The organism is Tundrisphaera macrotermitis (assembly GCF_051175315.1).
In the GTDB taxonomy this organism is placed as follows: domain Bacteria; phylum Planctomycetota; class Planctomycetia; order Isosphaerales; family Isosphaeraceae; genus Tundrisphaera.
Genome location: NZ_CP195100.1, coordinates 126,680 through 138,378 on the forward strand (window position 1 = coordinate 126,680; position 11,699 = coordinate 138,378).

Annotated in this window: 8 protein-coding genes; 6 read left to right on the plus strand and 2 right to left on the minus strand. The window is 69.9% G+C overall.

The window, feature by feature from the left end; translation table 11 throughout:
• Window positions 1-191 precede the first annotated feature (191 nt).
• Together TA3x_RS00540 and TA3x_RS00545 are read left to right on the plus strand one after the other, a co-directional pair.
• Window positions 192-1,154 carry a DUF1559 domain-containing protein gene (locus TA3x_RS00540; RefSeq protein WP_435018162.1) on the plus strand — a complete coding sequence of 321 codons (963 nt, stop codon included), beginning with the start codon at window positions 192-194 and terminating at the stop codon, window positions 1,152-1,154.
• Window positions 1,155-1,194: 40 nt separating this feature from the next.
• Window positions 1,195-2,550: a hypothetical protein gene (locus TA3x_RS00545; protein ID WP_435018163.1), complete on the plus strand. Its 1,356-nt coding sequence runs from the start codon at window positions 1,195-1,197 to the stop codon at window positions 2,548-2,550.
• 52 nt (window positions 2,551-2,602) lie between these two features.
• Here the strand turns inward: TA3x_RS00545 and ilvA are convergent, their stop codons facing one another.
• Both ilvA and TA3x_RS00555 read right to left on the minus strand, forming a co-directional pair.
• Window positions 2,603-4,123 carry a threonine ammonia-lyase, biosynthetic gene (ilvA, locus tag TA3x_RS00550; RefSeq protein ID WP_435018164.1) on the minus strand — a complete coding sequence of 507 codons (1,521 nt, stop codon included), beginning with the start codon at window positions 4,121-4,123 and terminating at the stop codon, window positions 2,603-2,605.
• 94 nt (window positions 4,124-4,217) lie between these two features.
• Complete coding sequence (locus TA3x_RS00555; protein ID WP_435018165.1) at window positions 4,218-4,526, minus strand: hypothetical protein; 309 nt, start codon at window positions 4,524-4,526, stop codon at window positions 4,218-4,220.
• 184 nt (window positions 4,527-4,710) lie between these two features.
• Between TA3x_RS00555 and TA3x_RS00560 the strand changes: the two genes are divergently transcribed.
• The 4 genes from TA3x_RS00560 (at window position 4,711) to TA3x_RS00575 (ending at window position 11,620) form a co-directional block, all read left to right on the plus strand.
• On the plus strand, window positions 4,711-7,881 hold the full coding sequence (locus TA3x_RS00560) for an efflux RND transporter permease subunit (protein ID WP_435018166.1): 3,171 nt from the start codon (window positions 4,711-4,713) through the stop codon (window positions 7,879-7,881).
• A gap of 7 nt (window positions 7,882-7,888) precedes the next feature.
• Window positions 7,889-9,193, plus strand: coding sequence for an efflux RND transporter periplasmic adaptor subunit (locus TA3x_RS00565; RefSeq protein WP_435018167.1), 1,305 nt, complete (start codon window positions 7,889-7,891; stop codon window positions 9,191-9,193).
• A gap of 141 nt (window positions 9,194-9,334) precedes the next feature.
• A complete protein-coding gene (locus TA3x_RS00570; RefSeq protein ID WP_435018168.1) occupies window positions 9,335-10,924 on the plus strand; it encodes a TolC family protein in 1,590 nt (529 codons plus the stop codon).
• 24 nt (window positions 10,925-10,948) lie between these two features.
• Entirely contained in the window at window positions 10,949-11,620 is a 672-nt protein-coding gene (locus tag TA3x_RS00575) for a hypothetical protein (protein ID WP_435018169.1), read from the plus strand.
• The last annotated feature ends 79 nt before the right edge of the window (window positions 11,621-11,699 follow it).

Genomic DNA, 11,699 nt, shown 5'->3' on the forward strand with positions numbered 1-11,699 from the left:
TCGCCCGAAGCCATGTGGCAGCCGGATGAATGACACGGGATGAGGTGTTGAGACTGAGTCCGCGTCCGCATTTGGTGTTGACTCGACGAGTTTTCGAGGACTAACCTGGAACCTGATGGAATTTGGTCCTTCCGTCCCGTCGCCCCCCGCGGTTTGCATCACATCCCTTCGCACTGGTTGGTTTTTCCATCATGAAACGGGTCACCTCTGCCCGTCGCGGCTTCACGCTGATCGAGCTTTTGGTCGTCATCGCCATCATCGCCGTCCTGATCGCCCTGCTGTTGCCCGCCGTGCAGGCGGCGCGCGAGGCGGCCCGGCGGATGCAGTGCAGCAACAATCTCAAGCAGCTCTCGCTGGGGATCCACAACTTCCACACCGCCAACGATGCCCTGCCGACCTCGGAGTCGAAGCCGGCGACGCGGTACTGGGAGGCGCAGATCCTGCCGTATCTGGAGCAGCAGTCCCTGTTCAACGCCTACAACTCGTCGATCAATCATTCGGCGATCGGCAACAGCACGGCGGTGCAGACCTACATGAACGCGATGCTCTGCCCGAGCACGCCGGCCGGCCCCCGGCTGACCCCCCTGTTCCCGTCTTCGCCCGCCGGGGCCTGGGGCGCGGCGGTCGCCGACTACGCGGCCAGCACGGGTTTCTACTCGATGATGTGGACCAATGGCTTGATGCAAAGTGCCCAGCCGGCCGACGTCACCGGGGTCTTCTCGGGGTCGACGACGGGCGGGTCCTCGGCCGGCCTGCTGAACCTCCGCGACGTGACCGACGGGACCTCGAACACGATCATGCTGGTCGAGTGCGCCGGGCGTCCCCAGATCTGGCGGACCGGGCGGACCATGATCGCCGGCTCGGGCACCTCGTCCGCCAACGGCGTCTCGATTTCGGCCTGGGCCGAGAGCAACGTGCTCGCGCTCCGCGGGTTCGACCCGGGCAAGGAGTGGATCGGCGTGACCAAGAACATGGGCCGATGCGCGGTCAACTGCTCCAACTACCTCGGCGTCTACGGCTTCCACCCGGGCGGTGCGAACGTGGCGATGGCCGACGGATCCGTCCGGTTCCTCAAGGAATCGGTGACCGTGGAGATCCTCGCGGCGCTCAGCACCCGCCAGGGGGCCGAGATCGTCTCCTCCGACAGCTTCTAATTCAGCGAAAGCTTTTTAAATAGGATGGGTTGGGATTCGCATGATGTTTCGTGGGTATGAACGCTTGATGGCCGTGGCGCTCGCAGGCGGCCTGATCCTCACGTCGTCGGGGGCCGCGCCGGCCGACGACTTCTTCCCGGTCGGCCACCGGGCCGAAGGGCTGCCCGATCCCGCCCGGCCGGCCCGCGCCTACGCGGCCGACCCGGCCAGCCCCCTCAACGAACTGTTCGGGCTCCTGTTCGTCGCCGAGCGCGAGCCCAAGGAAGTCGGGGCCGCGCTGCCGGGCGAGCGCCAGGCGGCCGGCGAGGACGACGCGGCCTTCTACGTCAAGGGCTGGTACTTCCGCAAGCGTCCCGGCACCGAGTCCGACCGAGCCACCTTCGGCGGCGACGTGCGGATCTCGCCGGTCGAGTCCTGGACCGCCGAGCAATCCGCGCGGATGGTCGCCCTGCTGGCCCTCCTGGACGAGCCGGCCAAGGTCGACGCCTTCCCCGAGCTGCGCCCGCCGGTGGCGCGTCTCATGCTCCAGTGGGACCTCCTGAATGCCTGGGCGCGATTCGAGGCCTCCGGGAAAGCGGGACCGGATGTCCTCCGGGCCCTGGCGCGATCGGTGGCGGCGTGCGGCCAGCCGGCCGACGTCCTGAGGAACCTGCCCGACGGGCTGGCCGAACTCCACGCCCAGTTCCCCGCCGGCTCCAGGGCCGATCGCCGGGCCCCCTACCTGCCGGCGTCGCTGCTCGCCAACGACCCGGCGTCGCCCTGGGTCGAGGTCGATCGCCGATCCTCCACCCTGTTCCACGGCGCCACGACGTTCCGGACGGCGCGGGTGTTCCTCAACGCCGGGTCGGCCGAGGCCGGCCGTGCCCTGGTCGAGGCCGCGGCGAAGGCGGGCAAGGACTCCCCCCGGCCCGAAATCGAGGTCGGCACGGAGGCGGCGCTGGCCCTGACCCTGGTCGGCCTGACCCCCGACCTGACCCCGGTCGCCACGCCGGTCGTGGATGAGGTGCGGGTCCGGGCGCTGGCCGCCGAGCCGGGCCTCGACCCGGGCAAGGACACCAGCTCGGTCGACGGCATCAACCACTGGATCTACCTGCGTCGGCGCCCGGCGGCCGGCCCCGACCCGGCGGCCGCGGCATTCCGGTTCGTCCCCGACACGGCCCAGTCGCTCTTCCTCGAATACGGGACCGCCAAGCGGACCACCTACGCCGCCCAGTGCGTCCTGTGCCACCGCACGACCTTCGACGGCGGCCAGGCCCCCTCCGGCCTCCGCTCGCTCAGCTCCTACGCCCGGCCCCACGTCCCCGATCAGCCCGACGCGCGGGCCCGCCAGGCCGAGGCCGAGATCGTCCCGGCGATCGCCAAGCTCAAGGCCCGGCTGGCCCCGGACGCGCAATAACCCCCGTGCCGGCGAGCCGGGCGCGGGCCCGGCTCGCCCTCCGGTGGACCGATCACCGGAGGAACAGGCGGTAGACCGGGTTCTCGGTCTCGTCGACGCAGGGGTAGGCCAGGGTCCGGATGAAGTCCTGGAAGGCGGCGGACTCCCCCTCGGGGACCTGGATGCCGACCAGGATCCGCCCGTAGTCGGCCCCCTGGTTGCGATAGTGGAACAGGCTGATATTCCAGTCCGCGTGCATGCTGGAGAGGAACCGCATCAGAGCCCCGGGGCGCTCGGGGAACTGGAAGCGATAAAGTCTCTCGTCCTGGGCGAGCCGGGACCGGCCGCCGACCATGTAGCGGATGTGCTCCTTGGATAGATCATCGTCGACGAGGTCGATGGCGGCGAAGCCGTGGCCGGCGAAGGCGTCGAGGATCGCCGCGGATTCGCGGCGGTTGCTGGTGGCCAGGCCGACGAAGAGGTGGGCCTCGCTGGCGTCGGAGATCCGGTAGCTGAACTCGGTCACGTCGCGATGGCCGATGATCTCGCAGAGGTGCTTGAAGCTGCCGCGTTCCTCCGGGATCGTCACGGCGAATAACGCCTCTCGCTCTTCGCCCACCTCGGCGCGTTCGGCGACGAAGCGGAGCCGGCCGAAGTTCATGTTCGCCCCGCAGGTGATGGCCACCAGCGTCTGGTCGGACAGGCCATGGCTCGCGGCGTACTGCTTGATCGCGGCCACGCCCATCGCCCCGGCCGGCTCCAGGATACTCCGGGTGTCCTCGAACACGTCCTTGATGGCGGCGCAGACGGCGTCGGTGTCGACCACGACGAAGTCGTCGACCAGCGCCCGGGTGAGGCGGAAGGTCTCCTCGCCGACCATCTTGACGGCGGTGCCGTCGGAGAACAGGCCGACGTCCGCAAGCGGCACCCGCTCGCCGGCCCGGACCGAGCGGATCATGGCGTCGGAGTCGGCCATCTGGACCCCGATGACCTTGATCTCCGGCCGCACCGCCTTGATGTACGCGGCGACGCCCGAGATCAGCCCGCCGCCGCCGATGGCCACGAACACGGCGTGGATCGGGTGCTGGTGCTGGCGGAGGATCTCCATGCCGATGGTGCCCTGGCCGGCGATCACGTCCGGGTCGTCGAACGGGTGGACGAAAGTGAACCCCCCCTGCCCTTGCAGCTCGCGGGCGTGGAGGTAGGCGTCGGAGTAGCTGTCGCCGTGGAGGATGACCTCCCCGCCCAGGGCCCTCACGGCGTCGGATTTGAGCTTCGGGGTGGTCAGGGGCATGACCACCACGGCGCGGCAACCGAGGCGGCTGGCGCTCAGGGCGACCCCCTGGGCGTGGTTGCCCGCCGACGCGCAGATGACCCCGCGTTCCCGCTGCTCGGGCGAGAGCCGGGCCATCTTGTTGTAGGCCCCGCGCAGCTTGAAGCTGAAGACCGGCTGCGTGTCCTCGCGCTTGAGCCAGACCCGGTTGCCGGTCCGCTCGGAGAGCTTGCCGGCCAGCTCCAGGGGGGATTCGACCGCCACGTCGTAGACCCGCGCGGTCAAGATCCTCTGCAGGTACTCCATCAATCGCTGATCCATCCCCGGCCCTTCGCTTCGCGTGATCCGCCCGCCGGTCGCCGCCGGGCGCGAACCCAGAGCGTACCATCCTCGGGGCGGTCGCGCCCGCCCCCCATCACCCCAGGGCGAGGAACAGGGCGGCCACCACCAGGACGTTGACGGTCGGCAGCAGCCCCACCAGGATCGCGGCGCGGTCCGCGTGCCTCCGGTGGAAGATCCACGACGCGGGGATCGAGGCCAGGATCACCAGGGGGAACGTCAGGAAGGCCGAGGCGAACGCCACCCCGGGCAGGCTGATGCCCTGGTCGAAGGCCATCAGCGAGAACGGGGCGACCAGCCCGGCCGGGATCAGCACCAGGCCGAAGACCAGGCTCGTCAGGATCAGGACGACCCGGGCCAGGCGGCTCCATCTCTTGTCGGACATGGGCTCCTCGATTGCGCTATCCATCGGGGGAACTCGGTTTCTCCCTTTGAGTTTAGGTCGCGATCGCGGCGAATGGCCCGGGTCGGCCCGAACAAAACGGGGCCGGATCTCGTATGGGGAAGCTTGCGGTACGGTGCGGTGCCGGGCGGGCCCGGGTCGAAGTTCGGTCGGTGGGGGATGCCGGATGGTTCGTGCGATCATTGCCTGGAGCCTCCACAATCGCCTGATCGTGATCCTGGGGGCCCTGGCCCTCGTCGGCGGCGGATCTTACGCGGCCATGAACCTGAACGTGGAGGCCTACCCGGACCCCACGCCGCCGCTGGTCGAGGTGATCACCCAGAGCCCCGGCGCCAGCCCCGAGGAGATGGAGCGGCTGATCGGGGTGCCCATCGAGACCGCCCTGAACGGGATGCCGGGGCTGCAATACCTCCGTAGCACCTCGATCTCCGGCCTGAACGACGTGAAGTGCCAGTTCGCCTACGGCACCGACTACTGGGCGGCCCGCCAGGAGGTGCTGAACCGGCTGGCCAGCATCGACCTGCCCGAAGGGATCCGCCCCGGCCTCTCGCCCTGGAGCCCGACCGGCGAGATCATCCGCTATGTCCTGGAAGGCCCGGGCTACACCACCAACCAGCTCAAGGCGGTGCAGGACTGGGTCGTCACCCGGACCCTGAAGCAGGTGCCCGGCGTCATCGACGTGGCCGGGTTCGGCGGCACGGTGAAACAGTACCAGGTCCTCCTGGATACCCGCCTGATCAAGCAATTCGGCCTGACCATGAGGGACGTGGAGGAGGCCATCGCCGCGTCCAACGCCAACGTCGGCGGCGACATCATCACGCTGGGCACCCAGTCGCACAACGTCCGGGCCATCGGCCTGCTGGGGGGCGGGCAGGACCCGCTCGACCCGGCCAACATCGACCGGGCCGACGCGATCGAGGCCCGCAAGCTCGACGACATCCGCGACGTGGTGCTCACCTCGGCCCCCGACGGCACGCCGATCTACGTCCGCCAGGTCGCCCAGGTCGTCGTCGGCCATCAGCCGCGATTGGGGCTGGTCGGCCGGGGCGACGAGGACGACGTGGTCGAGGGGATCGTGATGATGCGCAAGGGGGAGAAATCCCTCCCCACCGCCGAGGCGGTGGAAGCGAAGATGCACGAGATGGAGCGCGAGAAGCTCCTTCCCAGGGGCATGAAGCTCACGGTCTTCAACCAGAGGACCGACCTCGTCCACGTCACGACCCACAACGTGATCCACAACCTGATGGTCGGCGTCGGGCTGGTGGTGGCCGTCCTGTTCATCTTCCTGGGCGACCTGGCCAGCGCGGCGATCGTGGCCATCGTGATCCCGATGGCGCTGATGTTCGCCATCTCGATCCTGTTCGCCCAGGGGAAGTCGGCCAACCTCCTGTCGATCGGGGCGGTCGACTTCGGGATCATCGTCGATAGCTCGGTGATCATCGTGGAGACGATCTACCGCCACATCACCGAGCCCGGCGCGGACCGGACCCGGCCGATCGTCGAACGGATCGCCGAGGCGTCGCACGAGGTCGAGCGGCCCCTGTTCTTCTCGACCATGATCATCGTCTGCGCCTTCTTCCCGCTGTTCGCCATGAGCGGGCCGGCCGGGGCCCTGTTCGGGCCGATGGCGTCGACCTATGCGTTCTCGATCCTCGGGGCCCTGCTGATCTCGGTGACGCTGGCCCCGGTCCTCTGCTCGTTCCTGTTCCGCAACAAGCACGAGGAGAAGGAGACGATCGTCGACCGGGTGCTGAAGGCCCTCTACTCCTTCGTGCTCCGCCTGGCCTTGGCGAATCGGGCCCTGTTCCTCATGGGCACGGCCGGGCTGCTGGCCCTCACGATCTGGCTGCTGCCCAGCCTCGGCGCCGAGTTCATGCCCGAGCTGGAGGAGGGGAACCTCTGGATCCGCGCCCTGATGCCCCGGACCGTCTCCCGCGAGGAGGCGGCGCGGATGGCGCCCCGGATCCGCGAGGTGATCGCCACGATCCCGGAGGTCCGGGGCGTGATGTCCCAGGTGGGCCGCCCCGACGACGGCACAGACATCACCAGCTACTTCAACCTCGAATTCAACGTCCCCCTGAGGCCCATGGAGGAGTGGCGCGAGGGGCTGACCCGCCAGGATATCGAGGCCGAGCTGACCAAGAAGTTCGAGGACTTCCCCGGCCTGAGCTTCAGCTTCTCCCAGCTGATCCGCGACAACATCGACGAGGCGCTCTCGGGCATCAAGGGGGCGAACTCGGTCAAGCTGTTCGGCGGCGACCTGGAGACGCTGGAGGAGGTCGGCCAGCGGGTGGTCAACGTGCTCCGGACCATCCCGGGCATCGAGAACGTGGGGCTGTTTCACATCCTGGGCCAGCCCAACCTGGAGATCCGCATCGACCGCCGGGCCTGCGCCCGCTACGGCGTGAACATCGAAGATGTTGAGCACGTGATCCAGGTGGCCATCGGCGGCCGAGCCTTCAGCGAGATGGTCGAGGGGGAGAAGCGGTACGAGATCGTCCTGAGGCTGCCCCAGGACCTCCGCGACGACCCCGAGGACATCGCCCGGATCCCGGTCGACGTGCCCGGCCGCGACGGCAAGCCCGCGGCGCGGATCCCGCTGTCGCACCTGGCCGAGATCGAGCCCCACAAGTCGGGGGCGTCGTACATCTACCGCGAGAACAACCGCCGCTACATCCCGATCCGGTTCAGCGTCCAGGGCCGCGACCTGGCCTCCACCATCGAGGAGGCCCGGCAGAAGGTCGAGGCGGCGGGCGGCGAGGCGGCCCTGCCCGAGGGCTACCGCGTCGAGTGGTCGGGCGAGTTCGCCCAGATGCAGGCGGCCAACCGGGGGCTCATGGTCACCGTCCCTCTGTCGATGGCGCTGGTCATGGTCCTGCTCTACAGCCTGTTCAACTCGTTCAAGGATGCCCTGCTCGTCATGGCCGGGGTCGTGCCGGCGGCGATGGGGGGGATCTGGGCCCTGATGCTGACGGGGACCACGTTCAGCATCTCGGCGGCCGTGGGGTTCATCTCGATCTTCGGCGTGGCGGTCCAGAACGGCGTGCTGCTGGTCTCCTACTTCAACGAGCTGAGGGCCGGCGGCGCCAGCCCCGTGGAGGCGGTCACGCGCGGGGGGATCCTCCGGGTCCGCCCGGTGGCCATGACCTCGCTGACGGCGATCCTCGGGCTCCTGCCCGCCGCCTTCGCCACCTCGATCGGCTCGCAGGCCCAGAAGCCATTGGCCATCGTCGTGGTGGGCGGGATGCTGGTGGCGATGCTGATGTCGCAGTTCCTGATCCCGGTCCTGTATACCTTCTTCCCGGCCCGCGGCGGGCGACCCGCCGGCGAACACTGAGGCCCCCATGACCGCAACCGCATCGGCCCCGGTCGACCGCCGGGCGAAACGCCCCGCGCGATGGCTCAAGCCCGCCCTGCTGCTCGCCGCGATCGCCGCGGTCGGGATCGCCCGCTGGCGCTATCCGGAGGAAACCGAGAAGCTCTGGCACGCGGTCGCCGGCGCCGCGAAGAAGCCGGCCCCCGCCCCCGCGCCCCCCGAGCCGAAGACGCCCTTTGATGGCACGATCCGGCTCACCGAGAAGGCGCGGGCCGCGATGGGCATCCGGTCCGCCGCGGCGAAGCCCCAGGAGCATCCGCTCCGCCTGGAATTGCTGGGGACTACCGAGTACATCTCCGACACCCTGACCAAGGTCCGGCCGATGTTCAAGGGCCGGGTCGACAAGGTCCATGTCACCGTCGGCCAGTCGGTGAAGCGGGGCGAGCCGCTGGTCGAGCTGTACAGCACCGAGCTGGCCGAGGCCAAGCGCGCCTGCGAGATCGAGCGGATCCAGTGGCAGTACGACAAGAACCTGCTGGCCATCCGCGAGGCCCTGCTCGCCTCCAAGACGATCTCCCAGCAGCTCTACGACGAGACCAAGAACAATGAGATGAAGAACCGCCACGAGTACGAGGTGGCCCGCGACAAGCTCCTGGTCTACGGCCTGACCGAGGAGGAGGTCGAGCGGGTGGAGCACGAACCGGGCGCCGAGAAGGCCCGGCTCACCCTCCGATCGCCGGCCGACGGCCTGGTCATCGCCCGGGACGTGGCGGTGGGCAACCTCTACGACGAGAACGACACCCTCCTGGTGATCGCCCCGCTGGACCGACTCTGGGTCTGGGGCAACGTGTTCGAGAGCGACCTGGACCTCGTCCAGCTCGGCCAGGACTGGGAGATCGGCTTCCCGTTCCTCAACCACAAGCTCCGGGGCAAGGTCGAATACATCTCCAACCGGGTCGACCCCGCGACCCACGCCGTCCGGGTGCGGACCTCGATCCCCAACGACGGCGGCCGGCTCAAGTCCGACATGCTGGTCCGGGGGGTGCTGGAGATCCCCCCGGTCGACGGCCGGGTCGTGATCCCCAGGCCCGCCCTGATCGTGGGCGACGGGCACTCGATGGCGTTCGTCGAATCCGCGTCCGAGCCCGGCCGCTACGAAAGGCGCCCGGTGGCGGTGGTCCAGGAGACCGACGACCGCGTCGTGATCAGCGAGGGGGTCCGGCCCGGCGAGAAGGTGGTGACCGTCGGGGGCCTGCTCCTGGCCCAGATGTTCGAGGACGCGCAGACCGTCGCCAGCGGGGAGGCGGCCACCGCGACCCCCGAGGTCCATTGAATCGGGCCGGCGGCCCGGTTTACTGAACGTCGCGGCCGCGGCGGCCCGATATTGCTGACATCGACCGGCGAGGCAAGACGCCCGCCCGCGCCCCCGCCGGGGCATTCGCCCGGCAACGGCGACACGAGAGGATCTCGGGGCATGAAACGTTCAGTCACGACGATGGGCGCCCGGCTCGCGGCCGCGGTCGCCCTGGCGGTGGGAGGCCCTTGCTTCGCGCAGGGGCCGGCCGAGGTCCAGGGGCCGCCGGGGCTGCCCGACGCCCCGGGGCGGCTTGGCGCCCCGATCGGCGCGTCCGGGACCACGTCGTTCGACGCGTCCCCGGGCTCCCAGGATCGCCCGATCGGCGGGCGCCCCGGCCCGTCGGTGAGCCGCGCCCCGGTCGGGGCCCTGACCCCCCGGGCGACGACGATCGACCGCGAGCCGGACGCCCGGTTCCGGCCCGAGGAACTGACCCCGGCCGACGTCCCCCGCTACGGCGAGCTGGACCTGCCCGCCGGGCCCGAGGACCCGGGGCCGGACGGCGGGCTGACCCTGGACGGGGCCATCGAGCACCTGATCCGGCAGAACCTGAACCTGCTGGCCCTCCGCCACGAGATCGACCAGGCCTCGGCCGACATCCTCACGGCGAGCCTGCGGGCGAACCCCGCCCTCTACATGGACACCCAGTTCGTCCCCTATGGCAAGTTCGGCCGGGACAATCCGGGCGGCCCGACCCAGTATGACGTCAACATCACCTATCCCGTCGACGTGAGCCGCAAGCGCCAGGCCCGCACCGACGCCGCCCGCAAGGCGAAGCGCGTGACCGAGGCCCAGTTCCAGGACGCCGTCCGGCTCCAGATCGACAACCTCTATACCGTCTATGTCGACGTGGTGTCGGCCCAGGAGACGCTCCGGTTCAGCCGGGCCTACGTGGACGGCATCGAGAAGCTGCTGAACCTGAACCTCGAATTGCTGAAGAAGGGCCAGATCACGGAGTCGACGACCGACGCCCTCCGAGCCCAGTACGAGCAGTCCCAGTTCCAGGTCCGCGAGGCGACCCAGGCCCAGGGGCGGACGACCCGGGCCCTGGCCGTCGTCCTGAACATCCCCCGCGCCGAGGCCGACTCGCTCCGGCTCCGCGCGACGTTGCGGGACGTTTCGGAGCTGCCGATGCCCCCGGACGCGCTGATCCAGTGCGCCCTGCAATCGCGGCCGGACCTGAACGCCTACCGGCTCGGCGTCGCCCGGGCCGACGCCGACGTCCGGGTGGCCCACGCCGAGCGGTTCTCCGACATCTACGTCCTGGCCCAGCCCTATACGTTCCAGGACAATCGCCCGTTCGGCGTCAAGAGCCCGACCTCGTGGGCCCTGGGTGTGACCGTCCCCCTGCCGATCCACAACCGGAACCAGGGGAACATCGCCCGGTCGAAATCCAACGCCTCGCAGACCCGCGTGGAACTCGCGGCCATCGAGCGGCAGGTCGCCTCCGAGGCCGAGGAGGCGGTGCACGAGTTCGAGCTCAGCCGCGAGGGGATCCTGGAGCTGGAGCGCGAGGTCATCCCGTCGTCCAGGCGGGTGCGGGACGCGGCCTATCGCCGGTTCCAGGGGGGCGAGGCCAACGCCCTCGAATACCTCGAAGCCCAGCGGTCCTACAACGAAGTCGTCCGCCAGTACCGGGATGCCCTGGTCCGCCACCGCCGGTCGATGCTCGACCTGAACACGGCGGTCGGGTCCCGCGTCCTCCCCTGAACGATCGAGGAAGGAGCCGCCCCCATGGGGATCGAACCCGACAGGATCAAGCCCCGCCGCGCCTCGCGCCCCCTCGTCGAGCGGCTGGAAGGCCGCGACCTGCCCACCGCCCCGACGCTCCTCACCGGGCCGATCCGGGCGCTCGACCTCGGCGCCCTGATGGGCCGCGCCGAGGCCGGGCAGGCCGACCCCCCCGACCGCCAGCCCACCCCGCGCGAGCTGGCCCGGCAGCGGTTCACCGCCCGGTTCGCCGGCTCGTTCGCCACCGGCCCCCCTCGGTTCACCGATCAGGCATCGCGGATCTTCATCAAGGGGAGCGGCACCTCCAGCGCCTTCCTCCACGGCGATTTCCAGATGGCCCTCTACCCGCCCGCCGACCGGGCCACGGGCGAGACGACCGGGCTGGCCGCCCTGCTCGACAAGAACGTCGCGAATTCGGGCAACCTCCTGCTCCTCGACCTCCAGGGAGATCCCTCCTCGCTCGACCGCGCCGGGAGGCCCACCCGCCTGACCTGGACCGTGGACGGGTCGAGCGGCGGCACGTTCAGCGGCGCGACCGGCGAGGGGACGCTGGAGATCCGCTATCGCACCGGCGTGAAGAACCTCGCCCGGTCGCGCAGCGGCGGCGTGAACGTCATCTTCCGGGGCCGGATCGAGACCAACGGCGGCGTGACCAACATCCTCCTGCCCATCTGAGGCGAGCGGCCCCCGATGGCGCAATCGGGGCCCCTCGGGGCGAGCCGGGCGGCGACCGGCCTCAAGTCGGCCTCGGGCG